The 22,886-nt window shown below is 39.1% G+C and carries 23 protein-coding genes; 10 read left to right on the top strand and 13 right to left on the bottom strand.

Annotated elements, in window-relative coordinates:
* Nucleotides 1–28: 28 nt before the first annotated feature.
* Complete coding sequence (locus CBM15_RS08925) at nt 29–526, bottom strand: amidase domain-containing protein (RefSeq protein WP_087617192.1); 498 nt, start codon at nt 524–526, stop codon at nt 29–31.
* Between the two features lie 140 nt (nt 527–666).
* On the opposite strand from CBM15_RS08925, the gene CBM15_RS08920 reads away from it, so the two are divergent.
* Nucleotides 667–1,689: a DUF2804 domain-containing protein gene (locus CBM15_RS08920; RefSeq protein ID WP_087617191.1), complete on the top strand. Its 1,023-nt coding sequence runs from the start codon at nt 667–669 to the stop codon at nt 1,687–1,689.
* Nucleotides 1,690–1,709: 20 nt separating this feature from the next.
* Complete coding sequence (helD, locus tag CBM15_RS08915; protein WP_087617190.1) at nt 1,710–3,932, top strand: RNA polymerase recycling motor HelD; 2,223 nt, start codon at nt 1,710–1,712, stop codon at nt 3,930–3,932.
* Nucleotides 3,933–4,078: 146 nt separating this feature from the next.
* On the opposite strand, the gene CBM15_RS08910 is transcribed toward helD, so the two are convergent.
* The gene (locus CBM15_RS08910; protein WP_087617189.1) at nt 4,079–4,954 is read right to left on the bottom strand and encodes a GNAT family N-acetyltransferase; all 876 of its coding nucleotides are present in this window, start codon (nt 4,952–4,954) and stop codon (nt 4,079–4,081) included.
* A gap of 310 nt (nt 4,955–5,264) precedes the next feature.
* Here CBM15_RS08910 and CBM15_RS08905 point away from each other — a divergent pair, with 310 nt between their 5' ends.
* Complete coding sequence (locus tag CBM15_RS08905; protein WP_087617188.1) at nt 5,265–7,268, top strand: sensor domain-containing protein; 2,004 nt, start codon at nt 5,265–5,267, stop codon at nt 7,266–7,268.
* A gap of 35 nt (nt 7,269–7,303) precedes the next feature.
* On the opposite strand, the gene CBM15_RS08900 is transcribed toward CBM15_RS08905, so the two are convergent.
* Nucleotides 7,304–7,789, bottom strand: a complete 486-nt coding sequence (locus CBM15_RS08900) for a threonine/serine exporter family protein (protein ID WP_087617187.1) — start codon at nt 7,787–7,789, stop codon at nt 7,304–7,306.
* A gap of 64 nt (nt 7,790–7,853) precedes the next feature.
* Nucleotides 7,854–8,600, bottom strand: a complete 747-nt coding sequence (locus CBM15_RS08895) for a threonine/serine exporter family protein (RefSeq protein ID WP_087617186.1) — start codon at nt 8,598–8,600, stop codon at nt 7,854–7,856.
* 175 nt (nt 8,601–8,775) lie between these two features.
* Here CBM15_RS08895 and CBM15_RS08890 point away from each other — a divergent pair, with 175 nt between their 5' ends.
* Nucleotides 8,776–10,170, top strand: coding sequence for a polysaccharide deacetylase family protein (locus CBM15_RS08890; protein WP_087617185.1), 1,395 nt, complete (start codon nt 8,776–8,778; stop codon nt 10,168–10,170).
* A gap of 193 nt (nt 10,171–10,363) precedes the next feature.
* Here CBM15_RS08890 and CBM15_RS08885 read toward each other — a convergent pair whose 3' ends face one another.
* Nucleotides 10,364–10,657 (bottom strand): LamB/YcsF family protein, encoded by a 294-nt coding sequence (locus CBM15_RS08885; RefSeq protein WP_158100198.1) that lies wholly within the window; start codon nt 10,655–10,657, stop codon nt 10,364–10,366.
* On the opposite strand from CBM15_RS08885, the gene CBM15_RS08880 reads away from it, so the two are divergent.
* Nucleotides 10,643–10,834 (top strand): hypothetical protein, encoded by a 192-nt coding sequence (locus tag CBM15_RS08880; protein WP_140405558.1) that lies wholly within the window; start codon nt 10,643–10,645, stop codon nt 10,832–10,834. The genes CBM15_RS08885 and CBM15_RS08880 overlap by 15 nt on opposite strands.
* 146 nt (nt 10,835–10,980) lie before the next feature.
* On the top strand, nt 10,981–11,235 hold the full coding sequence (locus tag CBM15_RS08875; RefSeq protein WP_008406295.1) for a GlsB/YeaQ/YmgE family stress response membrane protein: 255 nt from the start codon (nt 10,981–10,983) through the stop codon (nt 11,233–11,235).
* Between the two features lie 208 nt (nt 11,236–11,443).
* Here the strand turns inward: CBM15_RS08875 and CBM15_RS19615 are convergent, their stop codons facing one another.
* Nucleotides 11,444–11,569 (bottom strand): hypothetical protein, encoded by a 126-nt coding sequence (locus CBM15_RS19615; protein WP_275584033.1) that lies wholly within the window; start codon nt 11,567–11,569, stop codon nt 11,444–11,446.
* 766 nt (nt 11,570–12,335) lie between these two features.
* Between CBM15_RS19615 and CBM15_RS08865 the strand changes: the two genes are divergently transcribed.
* A complete protein-coding gene (locus CBM15_RS08865) occupies nt 12,336–13,118 on the top strand; it encodes a helix-turn-helix domain-containing protein (RefSeq protein ID WP_087617182.1) in 783 nt (260 codons plus the stop codon).
* A 174-nt stretch (nt 13,119–13,292) separates the two neighbouring features.
* Here the strand turns inward: CBM15_RS08865 and CBM15_RS08860 are convergent, their stop codons facing one another.
* The 3 genes from CBM15_RS08860 to CBM15_RS08850 all read right to left on the bottom strand — a co-directional run bounded on the left by CBM15_RS08860 (nt 13,293) and on the right by CBM15_RS08850 (nt 17,611).
* Entirely contained in the window at nt 13,293–14,621 is a 1,329-nt protein-coding gene (locus tag CBM15_RS08860; protein ID WP_087617181.1) for an ABC transporter permease, read from the bottom strand.
* Nucleotides 14,611–15,309, bottom strand: coding sequence for an ABC transporter ATP-binding protein (locus CBM15_RS08855; protein WP_087617180.1), 699 nt, complete (start codon nt 15,307–15,309; stop codon nt 14,611–14,613). The genes CBM15_RS08860 and CBM15_RS08855 overlap by 11 nt, the downstream gene beginning before the upstream one ends.
* A 169-nt stretch (nt 15,310–15,478) precedes the next feature.
* Nucleotides 15,479–17,611 carry a beta-propeller domain-containing protein gene (locus CBM15_RS08850; RefSeq protein WP_087617179.1) on the bottom strand — a complete coding sequence of 711 codons (2,133 nt, stop codon included), beginning with the start codon at nt 17,609–17,611 and terminating at the stop codon, nt 15,479–15,481.
* Nucleotides 17,612–17,866: 255 nt separating this feature from the next.
* Here CBM15_RS08850 and CBM15_RS08845 point away from each other — a divergent pair, with 255 nt between their 5' ends.
* On the top strand, nt 17,867–19,051 hold the full coding sequence (locus CBM15_RS08845) for a YhgE/Pip domain-containing protein (RefSeq protein ID WP_087617178.1): 1,185 nt from the start codon (nt 17,867–17,869) through the stop codon (nt 19,049–19,051).
* Between the two features lie 98 nt (nt 19,052–19,149).
* Nucleotides 19,150–19,689, top strand: coding sequence for a PadR family transcriptional regulator (locus CBM15_RS08840; protein WP_087617177.1), 540 nt, complete (start codon nt 19,150–19,152; stop codon nt 19,687–19,689).
* A gap of 73 nt (nt 19,690–19,762) precedes the next feature.
* Here the strand turns inward: CBM15_RS08840 and CBM15_RS08835 are convergent, their stop codons facing one another.
* Complete coding sequence (locus tag CBM15_RS08835; protein WP_065217559.1) at nt 19,763–20,437, bottom strand: serine/threonine protein kinase; 675 nt, start codon at nt 20,435–20,437, stop codon at nt 19,763–19,765.
* Nucleotides 20,438–20,681: 244 nt separating this feature from the next.
* Nucleotides 20,682–21,251: a YdhK family protein gene (locus CBM15_RS08830; protein ID WP_087617176.1), complete on the bottom strand. Its 570-nt coding sequence runs from the start codon at nt 21,249–21,251 to the stop codon at nt 20,682–20,684.
* A gap of 158 nt (nt 21,252–21,409) precedes the next feature.
* Here CBM15_RS08830 and CBM15_RS08825 point away from each other — a divergent pair, with 158 nt between their 5' ends.
* A complete protein-coding gene (locus tag CBM15_RS08825; protein WP_087617175.1) occupies nt 21,410–21,736 on the top strand; it encodes a four-helix bundle copper-binding protein in 327 nt (108 codons plus the stop codon).
* Between the two features lie 53 nt (nt 21,737–21,789).
* Here the strand turns inward: CBM15_RS08825 and CBM15_RS08820 are convergent, their stop codons facing one another.
* Both CBM15_RS08820 and CBM15_RS08815 read right to left on the bottom strand, forming a co-directional pair.
* A complete protein-coding gene (locus CBM15_RS08820) occupies nt 21,790–21,939 on the bottom strand; it encodes a Fe3+ hydroxamate ABC transporter substrate-binding protein (RefSeq protein WP_087617214.1) in 150 nt (49 codons plus the stop codon).
* Nucleotides 21,940–22,020: 81 nt separating this feature from the next.
* On the bottom strand, nt 22,021–22,884 hold the full coding sequence (locus CBM15_RS08815) for an AraC family transcriptional regulator (protein ID WP_087617174.1): 864 nt from the start codon (nt 22,882–22,884) through the stop codon (nt 22,021–22,023).
* Nucleotides 22,885–22,886: the final 2 nt, after the last annotated feature.

Below are 22,886 nucleotides of genomic sequence, written 5' to 3'. Positions count from 1 at the left end.
CTTATTCCTTTCCCCTCCCTATAGCCCTTCAAAACTCATCTTCAATATGGTAATAGTAGTACTGCATGTTCGGAGTATAGGCGGTGGAGTCTTCATACGTATAGATGCGGTCGCTGCTGTTGGATGTGTGGGCATTTACATACGGGACCCCCTGCTCAATTCGCGTCACAATTGTACTATGATCTATCCGACCATCCCCCGTAAAATCATAAAAAATGACATCCCCAAGCTGCAGTTCACTTGCAGAGCTTACTCTTGTCGCGCGTAAGCCTTGCGTGGACGTTTCCAAATACCAGCGAAGGGAGTGTGCAACAGACCAGCTATAACTCCAGCGCTCCGGTTGTCCGATCATCCACCAGCCTTGCCCACGATTCGGTGCCCCCCGCATTGGAGCCCCTCCAGCACGTAAACATTGGGAAATAAAGTTCGTACAGTCATCCCGAAATATCGGATATTCAGGATTAAAGCTGTCCCACCATCTATTTGCATAAGCAACAGCAGCCATCCGATTATAAGTAGGCAACAATCTTCTCCTTTTTTCACAGCGTATGTCGAGTACTTTCTAATTATGAAAGTGTTGTGAATGTAGAGCAAAAATCCCCTGTTTTTGTAAATCTTTGATACAATTATTTTATTGAAATTATGAAACGGTTAGGGGGAATTATGATGACACAACATGCAGAAAGGGAAATTTTTCTTCCTATAGCCCTTTGCGATAAAAAAGGGAATTTAAATCCGGAAGCAATCGGTTTTGCACGTAGACCTATTATCGACAGTAATTTGTCAGGGCATCTTATGCGCAAGAAAAAATGGAATTACTGGTGTGTATATGGCGAGGAGATCTTATTTTCCGCGACAATCAGTCATATGGATTATGCGGCTGTATGCTTTGTTTATTTCCTCGAATACGAGACACAACGTTACTTTGAAAAAACAATTTTAATTCCACTTGGGGCAAAAGTAAAAATGCCGACGCAAGTGCTCGAAACAATTCAATATAAAAATACGGAAATGTCCATCCAACTTACATACTTCAATCGCGAGACCCATTTAACAGTGACCGCTCCTGATTTTGATGGTGACCCTTTGCATGCAGAGCTCACAATTGCACATCCGAAAGGCGATGACTCCCTCAATGTAGTCATTCCATGGAATCGCCGTACATTCCAATTTACGGCGAAACATCACACGTTACCAACTTCGGGTTCGGTAAAAATCGGGAACCGCACCTTTACGTTTACACCGGAAGAAAGCTTTGCTGTACTCGATTATGGCCGCGGTGTTTGGCCTCGTGAAGCAACTTGGAACTGGGGAATGGCATCACAGAAAGTTCGCGGTCAGCGGATCGGTTTGAACTTTGGCGGTAAATGGACGGATGGAACAGGCATGACCGAAAATGCCATTTTTATCGACGGGCATATGACGAAAATTCATGAAGATGTTCTGTTTCACTATGATCGCACCAATTTCATGCACCCGTGGACGATCAAAACGAAATTTAGCGGACGCGTCAACTTAACTTTCACACCATTTTTTGAACGTGTAGCAGAAACGAATGCTAAACTCATCGTTTCCTCTGTCCACCAAATGGTCGGTTATTATGATGGATTTATTCAGCTTGATGATGGCAAAACACTGCACATCCAGCAAATGCTTGGCTGCATTGAAGAACATGTTGCAAAGTGGTAACGCGTTAGGGGGGAAATTTAATGACAGCTCAAGATTTTAAACAGGAACAACAGCGCCTGCACGAAACGATCCATTATATGGACCGGATTTTAAATAGCTCAAAAAAAGATATTGAGACGGCCCAGGAAAATATTCGTACTGCGATGGCCAATGTGGAATATTTGGATTCCAGTGACAGCTTCCTGAACATTTTAATGAATACCCGTTTTTTCGAGCTTGCCCGTAATCAAAAAGAAGGGTTGGAAGCGATTCGTCAAAAACCGTATTTTGCACGAATCCATTTTCAGCGTGAAAACGAAGATGAGGAATTTCTTTATATCGGAAAAACCTCGCTTTTCCACAGCGAAACACACGAACCGATCATTGTTGATTGGCGCTCCCCTGTCGCAAACGTTTACTACGATGGCCGGCTTGGCGATATTACATACGATGTCCGGGATGAAACACATTCCGGTCATTTGTTTGCCAAGCGCCAATATAAAATTGAAAATGGCGAGCTGATCAATTACCGTGATGTCGATTTAACAACAAATGATGAGCTCCTCCAGGAAGCGCTCGAAGGAAAAGCCGATGTCCGGTTAACGGAAATCGTCTCCACTATCCAAAAAGAACAAAATGAAATTATTCGTGCACATCTACGCCAGCCGATTCTTGTACAAGGTGCGGCAGGTTCAGGTAAAACAACAATTGCCCTCCACCGGATTTCGTATTTCCTTTACACGATGGGCGAGCATTTCAATCCAGAACAGTTAATGATTCTCGCACCGAACCGGTTATTTATCGATTATATTGCCGATGTATTACCGGAGCTTGGCGTCGATAAAATTTGCCAGACAACATATGCGCAATATGTGCTTGATGCACTGAAATTAAAATTAAAACTCCAGAATCCGAATGAACAACTCGAGCAACTCATTGCAAACCCTTCCGTACAGCAAGAGTATGCCATGATTTCGAAAACAAAAGGCAGTCCATTTTACGAGCTCATGATGAACCGCTATATCGAGCACTATGAACAGCAACTTGCAGCATTGTTTGATGATGTATTCATTGAAAAATACCGCATTATGAAAGGCGAGCATTTACGAAAGCTGTTTTTGGTAGAATTTCATTATATGCCTGTGGAAAAACGGCTTGAACGTATTAAAAAGGTTATTCAAACAGAGGTAAAGCGGAAAACCGCAGCAGTGCTCGCTACATTGAATACGCGCTATGAAGATGCAATCGGTCGTGCGCTAAATGGGATGCGTGACGCAGAGAAACGTCGTCGTACAGTGACAAAGCTAATCGACGAAAGGGATGCCCGCGTTCCAAAAATTAAGCAGGAAGCAAAATCCGTTGCAACAGTCTATATGAAAAAGTTCCAAAAAGTGAAAGTGAAGCAGTTGTACCGAGAGCTTTTGACGAACCGTGAATTATTGGGTGAAGTGGCTCCTGAATGGCCTTTGGAAGAAGTTGCCCATTTTATAAAGGCACACCAGAAAGAACGGTGGGTGCTGGAAGATTTGGCTGCCCTTTACTTTTTGCAGGCAAAGATCAAAGGCATTGATGATAAGTGGAAAATGCGCGTCGTGTTTATCGACGAAGTACAGGATTACAGCTATTTTCAGCTTGCTGCCTTAAAAGCCGGCCTTGAAACGGATATGTTTACAATGGTTGGCGATCTCGCGCAAGGAATCCACAGCTACCGGTCCTTGACAGAGTGGCAGCCCATACTTTCTCTTTTCCCGCGCGCAACGTATGCAACACTTCAAAAAAGCTACCGAACAACAATTGAAATTATGGATGTTGCCAATGAAATCCTAATGCAGATGGATGAGGATTTACCTCTAGTTGAACCTGTTGTCCGTCATGGAAAAGAGCCTGAATTTATCGTTGCGGAAGGGTTTGATTCCGCTATTATTCAAGACGTGCTTGTAAAGATCCGCGACAATCAGCATCAATCCATTGCGCTTATTTGCAAGACGACACATGAAGCCGTTCAGTTAATCGGACAGCTTGAAAACTCCGATGTTCCGGCTCAGTTACTCGATGAGAATTCAGCAATCGATCAGCAAAAACTTCTCGTCATCCCAAGTCACTTGGCAAAAGGGTTAGAGTTTGATGCAGTCATTCTAACGTCATTTGATACACCGTATGATGACAACCCTCTTGACCGGAAACTGCTGTATGTAGCCTTAACCCGCGCCATGCACGAGCTTTATTTGGTTGGCCCTTCGAAAGAGGCTTTTTTAATGAAGTGATTGGGAGTGGGTTATTAACTTAAAAGCATCAATCGCATGCCATAAATTGCGATTGATGCTTTACTTTTAGGAATGAACTAACCATAACCGTTCAAACTTTCATATAATCATGAACGTTTACTTCGTAAGCACTTGAATCCACTGGCTTACAATCCAATATAAATATAATAATCAAGCTGGGAGGACTTCATAAAACCGGCTTTTTCATATACATGAAGGGCTGCCATGTTTTCGACTTCCACATCGAGTAAAATTGTCTTGTCTCCAGATCGAAGTGCATAATCTTTCACGAAGTTTAAAATTTGTGTACCGATTCCTTGGCGCTGTCTTTTTGGGGAAACAGCAAATGCCGTAATCCATTGTACTTCGCCTTCTTTACGAGTCGTCACTGTTCCAACAACTTCACCATCAATTTCAGCTGTCCACATGACTAGGCCTTCAGTCGTTGTATTAAACTCGATTAATTCCAATGACTCCTCACGCATATCGCCAAACGCATCACTGAAAATCGCGACAAGTGCTTCGGTATCCTTTTGCATAAATGGGCGTAAGGTAACAGCTCCATCTGTTTGCAGAACTTCTGCACGGGCTTCCAATGTCGCTTCAGAAAAGCTGTATAAATACCCATTCTTTTGAAGAAATTCTTTGCCGTAATGAGAACCTTCCATGATTAATGCGAGTTCTCCTTCACTTTCACGCATCGCCATGCCATCTTTCAGCACATTCAAAATTGCCGTGCCAATTCCAAGGTGACGGTACATTGGTGCAACGAGCATCGACCATTCATACGTATTTAATCCCATCAAATCGACAGCAGTACCTGCTCCGACCAACAAATTCTTTTCATCATCATATACAAGAACATAAAATCCCCGTATTTCATAGCTTTTCGCTATCGGTAAATTCATTACTTGATTTAATAATACGCCATCACAAACGGCCGCTGTTTTACATAATTTCTGTACTTCTTCATATGTTTCTTCATCTAAAGGAAACGACACTGTTATTGCCGATAAATTCATTCTTTCTACTCCAATTCTAACTACTATAATTTCTTTATTTTAGTAAAGCTATCGAAGTAACGCAATACTCGCGCATGAATCCCTTCAAATTTATCTTTCCACAAATATTCTTTTCATTAAAAACAAAAAAACTTCCTGATACAATTATTCTAGTAAAGATGCATAAATTTAACTACTTATTACCCAATAATAAGGTATAATAATCCTATGCATGATTAATTTTTACAAATAAAAATTCATCTTAAATGACTAAACTATGTTATTTAATTATAATTGCAATATGAATTAATTAATTAAGGAGACTTAACTTATGACAAAAGAACAAATCTATTCTACTAGTACTGAGCCACTACTAGATACCCCTTTCCCTTCTTTTGTACTCTCACCTAATGGCACACTTGTTCACGAAAATATCAGTCATTTGGACTATATATTAAAAGAGACAAAAGAACTAATAGGTAAGTCCATACACGACACGCTTTTTTCAGAAGTAGGTGACGATGTCATTGAAACCATTTTAACCGGTTCGGTAGCGTTATGTTTGCACAACATCCCTCTTTCATTAAAAGGACAATCTTCCAAAATATGTACTCTTTATACAAAGCCGACAGTTTTCTTAAATGAACAAGCGATTTCTGTTCTTTGTATTCCAAATGAAGAAGTCCGTTTAATGGATGAAGAACAGCAACATTTAGTGGACCTTAAAAATGGGATCCACCAATCATTCATGACTGTTACACTTGACCAGGACGGCTTTATCACTCAAACAAATCAGCAATTTTTAACAGCAAGCCGCTGGACACCAAAACGGGTCATCGGTAAAACATTGTGGCAATTGTTCCCGCAAAATCCCGAATCAGAAAAAGTTGTTTTAGAAATTTGGAAAACATTGCAAAACGGACAAGTTTGGCAAGGTGAAGTCGAGAAATTGACAAAGGATGAGCAACTTTACTGGGTACATTTAACGGCCATTCCAATGATGGGTCAAACATCTGAAAAGAACGAGTATTTGCTGATTGAGCGAAATATTACAAAAGAAAAAAAAATTCAGTTTCAGCTGGAGAAAATCGCATATATTGATACAGAAACAGGAATGATGAATGTTCATCGTCTGGAACAAATTATCGGGGAAATGATTGAAGAAGACCGGCATTTTTCATTTGTTTACTTAAGTATTGATAAGTTTTACACAATTAAGGATTTGCATGATGGCGTAGCCGGAAATTCTCTTATCGTAGAATTTACGAAACGCATGAAAATGTATTTCCAAGATAGTACGATGGCTCGTATTAATGAAAGTGAATTTGTCGTAATTACACCATTACCAGAATGGTTTACACAAGGTTTCCTGAATTATTTACAGCAAAATCCAATCTACAGCGGAAATGTGGCAGTTCCTCTTTCATTAAGCGGCGGGATTACACGCTTCCCGGAAGATCAAATGACTTTCTCTCAATTAATGAAGGCATCATTGGCTACGATAGCTTCTGTACGCAGTGCGGGCGGTGACAGCATCGTCTCTTTATCAAAATCTTCACATGCTGCATTAAACCGCAGATCTATTGTTGAAAAGCGATTACTGCTTGCATTAGATCAGAAAAATCTTCATGTTCTATACCAGCCTCAAGTTGATTTAAAAGGTGGTAATATTACAGCTGTTGAGGCATTAGTGCGTTGGGATGATGAGGAAATCGGCGCAGTATCACCTGATGAACTGATCCCTATCGCTGAAGAGACAGGTCTAATAAATAATATCGGTTCGTTTATGCTGGAAAAAGCATGTGAACAGGCGGTCCTATGGAAAAATGCGGGCCATGCAATTAAAGTGAGCATCAACTCTTCTGTACGCGAATTCCGTGATAAAAATATGGCCAAGTCAATTTTGGAAACACTTGAACGTACTGGCTGTCCGGCAAATTTACTGCAAATCGAAATTACCGAAAAGTTTGCATTGGAAGCTGAAGCCGAAACAGGAATTATTAAGCAAATGCGTGCACTTGAAAAAGAAGGCATCGTCTTTGTGCTTGATGACTTTGGTACAGGTTATGGCTCATTCCGTTACATGCAGCTTTTACCTATTTCCATTATAAAAATCGACCAGACATTTATCCACTCGCTGAAATCGAAAAAAAACCAGCAGCTCGTAAACGGTATGGTACAACTAGGAAAATCAATGAATCTGACGGTCGTTGCTGAAGGTGTGGAAACAGAAGAACAAATGCAATTCCTGACAAGCATCGGCTGTGATTTCATCCAAGGTTACTTTGTAAGCAAACCAAGCTCTACAGAAGAAATTTCTTCGTTTTTACTGTAATCAAAAAGCTCGTAAGGCAACTGACGATCAGTGCTTTACGAGCTTTTCTTTTTTACTTTAGTAAAGGATTGAATCGAAGTCCTTCCTTTTCTCATTAAACGCAGAATGATCTGCATTATTACTTCAGCAAATACAAGTCCCATCGCAATCGCTCCGGAAATCATAAATGCACGCATTCCATTTTCCAAACCTGCAATATAGTCGAGCTCCATCACATTTCGCATCGTGCTGTATGCAATGCCACCAGGGACAAGCGGAATAATACCAGACACACTAAATATGATCATCGGCATCCTAAACTTGCGTGCAAAGAAATATGCTACTAATGAGACGACAAATGCCCCAACAAAGGATGCTCGAACATCATCCAGTCCGCCTTCAAACAGAACATAATATACTGCCCACCCTACAGCACCGACGAAGCCACATGCCGGAATCGTTTTGATCGGGGCATTAAAAATGACACCAAAACAGGCGGTCGCTATAAAACTGATAACGATTTGAGCTAAAACATGCTCCACCAACGAACGCTCCTTCCAATCGATCATACCTTGGAATGATCGCACTCCGAAATTGATTCACTAACTAGAGCGAAAGCACAAGCGCAACACCTGAACCAATCGCAAAAGCTGTTAAAAAGGCTTCGGCACCCTTTGCCATCCCTGCTGTGAAATGTCCTGCCATTAAATCACGGACTGCATTCGTAATGAGCAGACCAGGCACAAGAGGCATGACCGATCCGATTATAATCTTGTCGATTTCCGTACCGACATTAAAATGCACTGCGAGGGATGCAATAACGCCTACCCCTACCGATGCTAAAAACTCGGAGAAAAATTTCACGCGGGTCATATTATGAAGTATCGTCACAATATATAAACCGACGCCCCCTGCAACAAAGGCAGCTGGGATATCCGATAATGTTCCTTTAAACAGCATTAAGAACGCACTGCTCGCTAAACATGCAGCCAAAACTTGAATGGAAATAGGGAGGAAATAATTTGTTTTTTCGATCTTCTTTAACTCGTCATACGCCTGCTCTAGTGTTATCATTTGAGATGTAAGCTTACGTGAAACATTGTTTACAAGTACAATTTGATGTAAATCCGTAATTCGTGTTGGAATCGATGTAATTTGAGTTGGCTGTGTTTTACCTAGAGAGAAAATAATACCTGTTGGCGTAACATAGCTTTGTGCATTCATCATATTTTGAGAACGGGCCATTCGTAGCATCGTGTCTTCCACTCGATATGTTTCAGCACCGCTTTCAATCATAATACGACCTGCAAGCAAAAAGCAGTCAAGCGCCAGTTCAGTATTTTCAGCATTCATTTAAGGGACCCCCTTCCACTTCTTAGCTCATATTACTTGAAGCACTCGGAAAATAACAGTCTTTTTTCATGCAATTTATGCTGACAGAACAGCGTATTTCCTTAATATTTACAGTGACCATCATTTTGGTCGATATGATATAGATTACCCCATTTAGAAAGGAACCCGATGCATCATGACAAACCCTTACAGAAAACGGCGTGGTCCTTGGATTGATTTAACTCTTATTGGTGCTATCGGTTTTTTAGGTGCCATTATCGTTTTTTTAACTTTTTTAAGCGATGATCCGATTTTTCCGCACAGTGACAAAACATCCGCTAAAGAGCATACCATTACGGAGGAAGCATCAAAATTCCCGGGAATAAAAATTGTCACAGATCGTTCAGACAACAAAAAAATGCCTTATACCGTTCAATATCCTTTAACGGAATATGAAGCTTTTAATAAAGAAATTACGACTTATATAGAACAATCAAAACAATATTACATAAACATGATGCGTCTGCAGCAAGAAACTAAGAAGTTAACAGGCCATCTGACGATTACTGTTGAAACATTCGAGCACGATCATTATTACTCCTTTGTTTTAACAAATAAAATGATTTTAAATGCCGACGAGAGGCAAACAACGGTTGAAACATTTTTAATTGATTATGAAACAGGCGGGCTGATTGATTTTCGCGCCCTATTAAATAAGGATTTAGAAAGTCTGAAAACATTTGCAGCACACATCCAATCGGAAATGCTTAAAAATCCGGCGTACAAAGAGTATGTATTAGAAAAGGAGCTTGCATTCGCTACAGAGCCGAAATGGCGTTTATTTAAACATTTTGCATTGAAAAATGACTCTCTATTCATTTATTTTAATGAAGGGGAAGTGACAAAACCGGAAGCAGGTATACCAGTAGTTGAAATTCCTTTATCATTCATCAACCCGCTTTTAGCATCTGATTTCCAAATTGCAATGCAATCCGAAAAAACGATTATTCCTAAAAGTGATAAGGGCTCATCTAAAAAACGGATCGCCCTTACATTTGATGATGGTCCACACCCGGAAGTAACAAAACAGATTTTAGCGCTTCTGGAAAAGTACAATGCAAAAGCAACATTCTTTATGCTTGGAAACCGTGCACAATATTATCCGGGCTTAGTACGGCAAGTACGTGATAGCGGTCATGAAATCGGTAATCATACATGGACACATCCCGTTTTAACGAAAATGTCTATTACTGATATTGAAAAGGAGTACAATTCCACAGAGGAAGCAATTATCCATGCGATCGGTGAAAATTCTACAGTATTCCGTCCTCCTTACGGTGCGATTAACGATGATGTTCGTAACGCAATCCCATGTAAATCTGTCAACTGGACGATTGATACTCTTGACTGGAAATATCGAGATTCAGAAAAGCTGTTTCCGATGGTAAAAGAAGCATTGCATAATAACGCAATTGTGTTAATGCATGACATCCACCAATCTACAGCAGATGGACTGGAGCCAGTCCTTGCCTACTTACAAAAAGAAGGTTATGAGTTTTTAACGGTTTCTGAGATTTTGCCATATCATTAAGTAAAAGTGAATTTTAAGAAGAGTGGGGATTTATATTCGCCACTCTTTTTTGCGTTAATCCTCACTATTTCGGGAAAATCCTCAGATGCCTGCATTTAATCCTCACTTGAGGGCAATTAACCCTCATTTCCATCAAGATAATCCTCACATTTCACCTAATAATCCTCAATTCAATATTTGAACAGGCAAGTCCTCACTTAAATGAACGAAATGCCTGAACCGTTACCCCCTGCTGTTCTAGTTCCTGACGTGCATGTTTTGCAAATTGCACTGCATGCGCTCCGTCTCCATGCACACAAATACTATGTGCCTGGAGCGCTACTTTCGTTTGCTGAACAGATGTCACTGTCCCCTCTTTCACCATTTCGATAATTTGTTTAATCGCTTTTGATTCATCAGTAATGAGTGCATTTGGCATAGTGCGGGATGTTAATGTACCATCCGCCCGCCAAGTGGACAGCCGATTTTGCTTATGGCGGATCGACAAACAACAGGCGGCTATCCTAAAATCGCACAAATCATTACGGCCGATTTGCACCGGGTCGCACAGCTTGGCCCGAAACAGTCCATCCATTTCGAAATTGTTACAATCAAACAGGCGGAACAGGCCTATTTTCAGCTGGAGCAGCAGCTGCGCTTGTTGGAAACCCTTTTGCAAAACTAGACATTTCTCAACTGTTCATTGGTATCAAACGCTAGCTCCTTTAAAATTTTCGAAATTTTTTTCCTCTGAAATGTTTGAAGAAAGCTAATAAAGGTTATAAACCACTATCGCGAAATAATTAAAATAAGAAATAGGAGATGGACAGTATGAGTTTTCTTTGGTTTTTAATAATTGGTGGAGTTATCGGTTGGCTTGCAGGAGTCATTTTGGGTAAAGATATCCCAGGTGGAATTATTGGTAATATTATTGCAGGTATTATCGGTGCATGGATTGGCGGTATGCTTCTAGGAAGTTGGGGACCTAAAGTTTCTGATTTCTATATCTTCCCTGCTATCATAGGTGCCATTATACTTGTGTTCGTTGTAAGCTTTATTATGAAATCAATGCGTAGAGCTTCGTAAGCTTAATACATCTTTTTATTTATCTAAGTGAATTAGATGTAAACATTAAAGCGGCCCTCCTCAATTTAATTTGGGGAGGGCCGCTTTTACTTTGTTCTTACTATACTTAACAATCCCCCACTCCGTGAAATCAATATGTATAGATCGTTCTATTCAACAATTGCACCCGATTGTTGATACTTATTAACGCATCAATATAAAGAACCTATTACTTAGCTATAAATCGTTCCACTTTAACAATCTGATCCATTGTAATTTTTGGAGTAACACCCTGCATCCACTCATCATCAAAATTGCCTGCCCATTCTTTAGGACAACTCTTAAGCCAATCCATATCAAATAACCTCTCCCAGACGTAACTCTTAGTTCTGTTAATGGAGAGAAAAACCTTAAAAAGGTGTTATGAATATTTGTAGAAATAGCACCTAAACAATGTGGTAGAATTATACATTACGGAGGGGTGATGAATAGTTGAGAAAATATTTAAGTATGATTTCATTGATAATGATAATATCATTTATTGTTTTTGGTTTTATTATCCCACAAGTATTGCAACCATTACCTGATTCATGGGATATATTGATACTAATATCAATGCTAATCCTTTCATTTTTCACTGCAATATTTAGTATTAAAGGACGTTTAAAAACAATTACTGTACTTTTATCTTCCCTAGGAATATTAAGTTTAATAGCTATCACTATTAGAGGTTTTATTATCATGACTGGGTAGCTTATTCGCACCAGTTTTAGCACTTAATTAGCAAGGCTACTTAAATTTGTGGTCTTGCTAAAAAGTGTGGTAAAAGCTCTATTAATTCAAAGATAATTCTTTATAAATAATTAAAACTATTTATAACATAAATTTCCAATTCCTTTTAAAGTTACCCCTCTATATGCCCTATAATGAAAAATGAAAGGATCATTAATTGATCACCTTTTGTTGTAAAACGCTTTCTAAAGATATGTAGAGAAAAGGCTTTAAAAGCCCGTTATAACAACAATGCAACCTCAAGTTGACAATTTGCATCCACCACGTGATAGAAAGAACGGCCATGTTTTTATACATTATAACTAACAAAATGAATGGAGTTGAAATAAATGGGATTTGGTGAAAAACTATTTAAGCTAAGAAAGGAAAAAGGATATTCTCAAGAAACTTTAGCTGAAAAACTAAATACCTCAAGACAGGCAATTAGCAAATGGGAAAATGGGCAAGGATTTCCCGAAACAGAAAAGATCTTAATGATTGGAAATCTCTTTGAGGTATCTATTGATTACTTATTGAAAGATTCTGTTGAGAACAATGAAGGAAATGAAGCAGGTTATTATGTAAGCAAAGAGATGGCAGAAGGTTTTTTGTTAAGCACTCAAAAAACTGCTAAACATATTGGGTTAGGTTTTGGACTTTTTGCATTGGCGTTTGAACCGTACTTAATTATGGGGACAAATTCAATGCTTGGGGTTCTTTTGATTATTGCCATTGCGGCTTTAGGGATCATTTCTTTTGCGACATTAGGTTTTGATCAAGGACAATATTCAATTCTCAAAAAAGAAGTTTTATTATTTGATTCAAATTATTTTAAAGAATTAACAGGGAGATATGAGGGCTTTAAAAGAAAACATTCTGGAATAATGGTGATTGGTGCTTGTTTACTGGCGGTGGGATTCTTAGCTTTTGCCTTGGAGGAAAAATTAGAGATGGGAATCTTGGTTCCTTATTATCCGATTTTTGTGTTTTTAATAGCTGTTGGTCTTTATATATCGGTTCGTACTCTTACTATTCTTTCCGCATATCAATTATTGGTTAAAAACGATGAGCATACAGGTCGGTTTGGTTTTAAATTAAAACAGAAAGCAAAGAAGAAATTTGAAGACTTTTAAAGATAAAATTTTCTGTAATATCTAAAAACGAAGGTAAATAATATAAATATCCAATTTCTCATTGAAGGTTAAAAAGGACCAAACCATATAAAAATATGTTTGGTCCTTAACTTCATTTAATTATTTTCTAATTTGATCTACATAAAATTATTTCCAATAACATGCATTTCCATTTTACAATTCCTGTCTTAACGCCTGCATTACTTCAATTTTCGTTGCTTTACGTGCCGGGCGTAATCCAGAAATCATCGCTACTCCGATACTGATCGCTCCAGCAATGACTACCAGCTGCCATGGAATCGCTGAAAACTGTACATTATTGAAGCCATCTTCACCTGTTGCTGCTTTTAAAATGAGTGGCAATAGTGCATTCGCTGCAAAGCTTACAACATAAGAAATTGCAATGGCCAGAACTGTTCCAATGACTCCAATAAAGGTACTCTCCATTAGAAATAGTCGTTGAATCAGTTTCGGACTTGCACCAATTGCTTTTAATACCCCAATCTCACGTGTACGTTCCGTAACTGCCATTGTCATCGTATTAAAGATACCGATCGATGCGATCAGCACAGCAATTGTTCCAACGAAAACGAGCCCTGCTTTTAATACTAGGAAAAAGACATTCAACTCATCCAACTGTTCTGTAACTGAATATACGCCGTAGCCTTTTTCACGTAACTCTTCTAAAATCGGCTTCACATACTCCAAGCTTTCCGCATAAATATCAAAACGCTCTGAAAACAGCTGGAAATCGCTTGCTCCCTCTTCTTCTGCAACTACTTGGTTATAAGTGTTTTCAATCGCTTCACGTTGCTCGTCCATCATATAAATTCGGTTTTCGACTGCCCATTCATATGCCGGCTTTGGCATAACACCAACAATTTTATACGTCATACGTTCCGACAGCTCATCCGGCTGTTCATTCGTACTTAAAGCAATTTCCACTTCCTTACCGATCAGCGATTCCTTGTACCCTTCATCAGCACCGTCGTAATAAGTACCTTCTGCTTCTGCTGCCTTTGATTTTTCCTCAATTAATTTGCGGTCTGCTTCATTTAATAAAGTTTGTCCAAAATGATATCCGACAACAATCTCATTCTCGTTTTCCGGATATTTTCCTTCCGCTAACGGTTTTGCTATCGATGCATAATCAGTAAAGTCTACTAAACGCAATGATGTAAATGTATCGCGATCCCCCATATAGCCTTCTACATTAGCATCCACACTCGTAGTTTTTAACACTGTCTGCACATTTTCCACTGCTTCAATGTCTGCTATCTCCTCTGCTGTAAACAGCGCTTGACTACCGAGCACTTCTATTTGTGTCACCGTCTCACTTGATAGAATTTCATCTTCAATCGAATCTTGTAATCCAAATCCAATCGAGGCTAGCACAATTAAAAACGCACAGCCCATTGTTGCGGCCAATACCGTCATAAAAACACGCAGCTTATTTTTTCTAATATGCTGCATCACAAAATCCACCTGATCTTTAAATAGCATTGTGTTCACCTTCTTTCACCAATTGACCGTCATGCATACGAAAGCGCTTGTCCGCAATCATTGCCACTTCCTCATCATGCGTAATAATAATAAATGTCAAATCCAATTCGCGGTTCAGCTGCTGGATGAGCATTAAAATATCTTGCTCTGTCTCTGAATCAAGGCTTCCTGTCGGTTCATCCGCCAACAAAATCGGCGCGTTCGTCACAAGAGCACGGGCAATACTTACCCGCTGTTGCTGTCCGCCCGATAGCTCGTTCGGGTAATGGTCGGTCACTTCAGTTAAACCAACCTTTTTCATAATTACTTCAACTCGTTTTCTGCGTTCTGAAACGTTCATCCCTTGCAGCTTTAGTGGCAATTCAATGTTCTCAAATGCCGTCAAACTCGGCATCAGCTGAAAGTTTTGAAAGATGAAGCCGAAGTTTTCCAAACGAAATTTTGCACTCTGAATCTCATTAAATCCTGCAATTTCCTGTGCATTTACTACAATTGAACCGTGTTCCGGTTTCATAAAACCCGCCAAAATCTGAAGCAGTGTCGATTTACCTGATCCGCTTTTACCGACGACCGCTACGATTTCCCCCTTTTCCACATCAAATGATACATCTTTAAGTACCGGAACCTGTCTTTCCTTTCCGCTTTTACCGATGGAAAATGTATGTTGTAAGTTCTTTACTTTAATCATCATCGCTCACTCCTTTTCACTTAACTTTAGTGTAAAGGGCAAATCTTAATATTTAGAAAGGCTAAATATTAAGAAATTCTTAAGAAATCATGAATACCCCTTTAACTTCTTTTCCAGACATGAAAAAACCACAAGCACAATTCCACCTGTGCTTGTGGTTAGGACTTAATTAGAAACCGACCATCTGTTGCTTTTCAAATGTTTTTCCGTCGAAGCTCGTCACTTTGGAACGAGATACAGTAAACAGCTCATCATCAATATAGAGTAGACGCTGTACGACATTATACGAATCTTCATATTGTTCACCAGGACGCGCCTTTTCGATCATGTCGGCTACAAGCTCAATCCCTTTTGGTGTTACCTTGTAAATATGAGCACCTGTTCCTTCATATTTCAGCTGCTCTTCCTCATCTGTTGGCGAGTAAATTGTAACAGGGAAGCCATAATAATTTTGGCGTGGATCTCTGAATAGAGCTTTATGGTCATATTGCACAGGAGAGTTGGTTCCGCGACCACCAATTACAACCGCCTGCTGTTCTTTTGGTTTATTGAAATCAGTTACATCAAACAGGCTCAGTTTCATGCCATTTGTATAGACAACCGGCTCTTTTGAACCTTCTTCCATCTTCACTTCCGTATCATAGCCAATACCAAGGAGGTGATTTTCGCCAATTGGATGCAAGTAATTGCTGAAGCCCGGAATTTTCAGCTCCCCTAACACTTTCGGCGCAGTTGGATCTTTCGTATCTATGACAAAGAGTGGATCTGTTTCTTTAAATGTCACTAAATACGCTTTATCTCCCATAAAGCGAGCTGAGTAAATGCGTTCCCCTTTCGCCAAATCATTGACCGCCCCAACTTGTTCTAAGTTTTCATCCAAAATGAATAGATGGTTTTTTGAATTGGCCGTTGTTCCCCATGCACTGCCTTCTGTTGTAGCTATCCGTACATGCCCATCATGCTCATCCATTGAAAATTGATTCAATACTGACCCAGGCACTTTACCTTGCGCTGTCATCTTTACCGCTGTTTTATCAATCGAGATTTTGTAGATTGTCGTTTCATTATTTTGTCTCGCCGGCATTGTACTAGAAACCGTGTCATCAAGAGATGTGCGCTCGATTCCCGCCCAGAACCCGTAATAATTCATCGACGCAATATAGATTGCATTTTCAGACATATACAGTTGACCGCTGTTGCCTAGGAAGCTCTCTGTTTTCCATGCATTCGACTTCACATTGCTTACATCGATTGCAGATACGATCAAATAGTTCGGCTCATTGCTTTCAGGGAGCATACGGATTTTATCGATCGGCATAATGGTTTCCTTTTCCCCATCGTACGTGGATGGACGGAGCTCTACATCCGGTGTTTCCTGCAGCAGCCAGTAGTTCGGCATACGGCTTGATACAACGTACAAATAGTTGCCTGCTTTACGAATACTCGTAATATCCCCGTCATGCCCCACTTCGCGCACTAGCGTCGGATTTTTTGCATCCTTTACATCATAGAAAGCAATTTTCGTTACCGATTTCCCGTCATAATGCGGCTCTCTTTGTGTTTCTACATACTTTGTGTAGCCTACAATTAATGTTTGGTCATGCAGCATTAAATGTGTTGGATAAATATCTTTACCGATCTTTAAACGCTTCATCACCTGCAAAGTTTTGGCATCAACAATGACTACTTTATTGTCGACAATCGTATAAATGGACTGACCGTCCGTTATTGTAATGTCCCCTTCTTCAATACCCTCCACCTGGTTGTTTGTAGTAGAATAACTCGGTCCGCCACTACTTAAATCACTGTTTTCCATCGACATTGCCGATTCCTCTTTTACCATATCATTAGAGCGACTAGATGCCGCATTTTCTTGCGCTACAAACGCTCTAAAATAATCTTTTAAATCTTCCGTTGACGTAAGTTTTTCCACTTTCCTTACAACTTCAAGTGCAACCGACTGTTCCTGCTGCGATTTTGCTTTCTTTGCGTATGCTGTTTGCTTAATTTGAAGCGTATATTTCCCTACACTCAGTCCATCGACAGATATAGTAGTCCCGGCTTTATCAACCGACAATTTCGCCTTTGCGCTTTTATCGTTTTCACCGACTACTAGAATGGACCCATCTGTTAAACTTTTTTCAGTAATTGGCTGCTTTAACGTAATGGAATACGTTTCCCCTTCGAATAAAATACCGGTTGCCTGCACTTCCGTGTTTTTGAAGAACATAAAATAACCTAGCGCAAAAACCGCAACGAGTGAAGTGACAAGCGCCATTCCAAAAAGTTTGCCATTCTTCATGTTAAATCCTCCTTTTCCATACTTTGTATTTAATTAGACTTAGAAAAAGTGTAAAAGTTACAGAATTTTTCAATTTTTATAAAGTAATCTTCTCTTTATAAATCATGTTTTGTATTTCTAACCGTTCACATTATCGTAATATTTATGACCTACTTATTACTTTACAGGTAAATCACTAATAATATAGAATACTAAAAACAAAGTACTTTAATTAGAGTACTTAAATTAAAGATTGTATAAGAGAGGAAACAATACGTGAAATTTAAACAGTTTTTAAAATCAAAAGGGGCAATTGCTTCTATTTTTATGGGAATATTTTATGCGGTAGCGATGCTTGGAATCTTTTTACCTGGATACACAGCAATCCCTGGCAATATGGATGAATTAAAAATTGCCATCGTAAATGAAGACAAAGGCGAATCTGGTAATCAGATCGCTGGGCAACTAGGCGAAAGCTTACCATTTAAGACAATCGAAACAGACTTAACAAATAAACAAGCTCTGAAAGATTTAGAGCACAATGAACTTGCATTAGTTATTCATATCCCTGAAAACTTCTCAGCGGATGCACAAAGCGGTAAAGGAACAAACATTGACTTCACAGTAAATGAAGCCTCATCTACAATGGTTTCCTCTTCTATGTCATCTGTAGTTACTCAAATTAATAATGAGTTAAGTGCAAATTTCTCACAACAAACAGCTCAAGGAATTTTAATGAACTTCAACCTTCCGAAAGAACAGGCTGCCGAAATGGCTGAGCAAATCGAAAATAGCTACACTGGTAACTATGTCATTATGAATGATGTGCCAACGGGAATGCATAATAGTATGCTGCCAATGTTTTTAACAATGGCTTGTTATGTAGGTGCAATGATTGCAGGAATGCAGTTAGTCGGTTCATTTAAAGCTAGCCGTGGTAAGGCGAGTAAAACAAGATTATTTTTTTATGTACAGTTGACTGCTTTAATAATTGCGATACTTTCAACTATCGCTTCATTAACTGTTGCCTTTCTAATTGCAGATGTCGACACATCGGTATTGTTACCTGTTGCCGGACAGCAGATTTTATTATATATGGCTGCTTTTAATGTGTGTGCGATTCCAATCTTTATCCTTGGTGAAGGCGGTATGATTCTTAACATTCCGATTCTGCTTATGCAAACGTTGGCGAACGGTGCTACGATTCCACGTGATATGATGTACGCACCATATGAATGGTTTAGCTATATTACGCCGATGTACCATTCTGTTCAATCGTATTTAGCGATTATGTTTGGTTCGATCAGCCCTGCCCCATACCTATGGGGATTAGCTGCAGTGGGAGCCGGAGCAATGTTTATTAATATTATCATTGTTTGGATTTTCCATAAGCCGCTTCCAGTTGATGCTCCAGCTGAACAACCAGCTTCTTTAAAAAAAGCGGATGAAGTTATGGCATAACTTTGTTAAACTAAGAAAAAATACAACTCGTGCTATTTTTAGCACGAGTTGTATTTATATAAGCGGAGATTAAAATGTATAAAGTATAGGAGAATACTATGTCCATCCAAATTTATATATTGAGCAAGTTAGCGAAAGAAAGCAGCTATCCATATAAACTAAAAAAAGAGCTGTCAGCACCGATTCCTTTTGATAAATTGGCGCACCTGACGGAAAGCAAGCTCTATTATCATTTTGAATCTTTGACAAAACAGGGCCTTATCGAACCAACAGAGATCATTAAAGAAGAGAATCGGCCCGATAAGCAAGTTTTCGCCATTACCGAACAGGGCCTAGCATTACTTCCACAAAAAATTTATCAGCTTTTTGAAAAAGCCGATTCTCTCTCAGATACAATTGTTGGATTGATGAATCTGGACTTTGTAGATCGTGCAAAAATCATTATGATTCTTGAAGAGAAATTAAAAAAGCTTGAAAAGAAAAGAGATTATATTACAAGTTTGAATATGCAAGTTAAGCTGGAAGGTTCTAAAAAAGAAGGCGGGGATTTTTTAACCGGCTATTTTACAAGTCGTTTTAATAATGAAGGTGAATGGATTTCTTCACTGATTGAAAAAGTACGAAATGGATCTATTTAAATAAGCCACGCATTCAGATGAATATATCATCAAAATGCGAGGCTTTTATTTGTATATTGGCATAAATAACTTATCAATTTTTAAAGAAAAGTTTTAAAATAGGTGTTGTAATTTCTTCAAATGACAATGATTTCTTCCCTCGCCTGTTATACCACTTTCGAACGGTTTCAACTACCCCGATCGGCACGGATTTCCCGTCTATTAAATGATAGTATTGCTCATACCCTTTTTTTAAATGTTCCCATCGACAATCATTTCCTGACATCGTATATTCGGAAACATCGATTATTTTAGCTCTGCCGTTTTGCAGCAGTATATTTTTCAAATGAATATCACGCGGATTCAGGCCCTTACTGCGCGCATATTCTCTTGCTTCTTCGACATCATTTATCGCCTGTTCCGGAATATGGATGCCTTCAAGGATACATTCAAATAGCGTCTTCCCTTCCTCGTAACTTAATACGAGGCAATTGTCGTTCGAACCAAAACAGGTTGAAAAGAAAGGCGAATTGCCTAACTTCCGGTAAACACTTTCTTCCACCATTACTTTGGCTGATTTATCTTTCGCATATAGTTTGAATGCATACGCCGGGGTGTGTTCGGACCAAAAAACTGCCGCGTCCGTCCCGATTCCGACACATTTCAAATTCTCTGCTTCACCAATAATCGTAACTGGCTCATTGTTCGGATTGGATAATACATTTATTTTTGAGAGAGTTTCCATTACTTTTTCGAAGTCTTTTACCATATCATCTTTCCCTTCATCAGTGTTAAAAGAAAAATACATGATCCAATTACTTTTAAAGGGATTCTATATCGCTCGTAATAAAATTCGTCTTTTTATATTCACTATATGTTTATTTATTGAGTTTAACATTAAATACACTAGTTCATGTAATTTACCGCTTTATTCAATATGTAAAAAGCCCTTCACTCCATTATGTGAAGGACCTTACCTATTTATTAACTAAGGCTTAATTATTTTTTGGGCTTTATTCCACAGGGGAAAGTTCACTTTCTGTAACCCATTTATGATGCGTTACTTCCTCACCTGTTTCAGTATCTTTATAGCTCACCATATATACGGTCGTTTGCTCAGCCGAATCAATTGCAGCGGCCGCGCCATCCATCCCGTCCATATGTTCCGCATTTAATACGACCTCTTCACCGGAATTGAATGGTGCTTCTCCAGCGTCTTCAAGCTCTTCATGAATAACCCATTTGTGATTTTCAACTGGCTCGCCACCCGTTGTTGGAGTATACGTAACCATATAAACAGTTGTATCAAATGCTCCGGTAATGGTTGCTTTTGCGCCATTCATACCGCCCATATGATCGGCATTAATTATTGCTTCACTGCCAACTGGATATGTAGGGTTTTCCGCATCCGCCAATCCTTCAGGGACTTCACCTGAACTAGAATGGTCCATTTGAGCGTGTTCCATATTTGAATGATCCATTTCTTCTGTAGAGTTTGACTCTTCTTCTTTTCCACCACAAGCCGCTAAAACGAGCGCTGTACTTAAAACGAGCGCCCCTGTTACTAATCTCTTTTTTTTCATCGCTGCATTTCTCCTTTTTTAATTTTCTCCCTCAATTCATTATACCCCTACAAGGTATTTAATAACCTTACAAATTTTTAAGAATCTATTGAGGTTAGTTTACTGGACAAAATAACGGGAAAATTAGAATGTAAAAACTTAACAAGGAGGAATGGGAAATGTCACATGAGCAACATCAACAATTGCTGCAAACTTTACATGAGTGTATGGCAGCATGCAACCATTGTTTTGACGCCTGCTTAAAAGAGGATCATGTTCAGATGATGACGGAATGTATCCGTTTGGACAGAGAGTGCGCAGATATTTGCAACTACTTGGAACAGGCGATTTCCAGAGGCACACCGTTTATTTCCGAGCTGGCTGCCGTTTGTGCCAAAATTTGTGAAGCATGTGGAAATGAATGTAAAAAGCACAACCATGACCATTGCCAAAAATGTGCGGAAGCGTGCTTTAAATGTGCAGAAGCATGTAAAAAAATTGCCTAAACTTAAGAAAAGTTGCTCCAGGCTCATTTACCAATGGAGCAACTTTTATATATTTAAATATTAATTTTTGTTGAGCACTTTTCACAAATAAATTTGCCTTCCAGATTCAAATAAGCTTTGACTTCCGTAAACCCTTTTCGCTTCGGGTAACGCATTTGAACCAACACTTTTTCGTCACCCTTAATTTCATTATTACATTTCATACATTTCGGAGTTAGTGCCAATCTATCCCCTCCTTCTAATTGTTAGCCTTGTTCTGCCTTACTGCAAGGATATCCTGCCTATTATTTTTTCCGAACAGGGAGCCAAATTTCACTATAAGCATAATTCTTTTTATTTTCATCTATTTTAGTAAACGAAAACGTAGGTGCTTGGATAATTTCATAATCGGAAGTAGGAAACCATTCCGAGTATGTTTTGGCCATTGTTTCTTGTAACGTAGAAGGAAACGGCCCTTCATTTGGAAATACCGCCCACGTACATGCTTCAACTGGCACTTTATTTAATCGATTACTAACTTTTGTTTCAGTCGTTAAGACACCGATCAAGTGCGTTAACTCCCCTTCTTCTTTCAGGAAATTTTCATCAGCATGATAAGATGCATTCACAATTTCAAAAGGCTCTATATTTTGCAGTGCTCGCATTTCTTTTCTTTGTTCTTCCGTTATGCTTTGGGCCAGCTTTACAATTTCCTGATTTACCCCTTCAAACTGCATAGGCACACGCTTACTTACCCCCGCTAAATTAAAAGCTTGTTTATCTTCAATTCTCCATTCCATCGAAACTCCTCCTTTTACAGTAATAACAAATGTGAGTTTAGGGAATGATTTGCTTATTTTCTTTTTGATGACATCCGAAGGTAAGCAATCACACCATTTTTTAAATGCTCTAGTAAAACCGTCGACTGACTGGTAACCATAATTAAACGCAACATCTGTTACCTTTTCTCCATTTAATAAATCTTTATTCGCTTCCGATAGTTTTCTGTTCTTTACATACTCATTTAATGTCATCCCTGATAGGTGAAAAAATACTGTTCTAAAGTGGTAGTCGGAAACCCCGGCATAGTGCGCAATGCTTTCAAGAGACAAGTCCTCGGTTAAATGTTCTTCAATATATTCAATTACCTGATTTAATTCTTTTAGCAACA

This window comes from Solibacillus kalamii, assembly GCF_002174535.1.
GTDB lineage: Bacteria > Bacillota > Bacilli > Bacillales_A > Planococcaceae > Solibacillus > Solibacillus silvestris.
The sequence above is the reverse complement of the archived record's forward strand: the minus strand, read 5'-3'. Positions and strand labels throughout refer to the sequence as shown.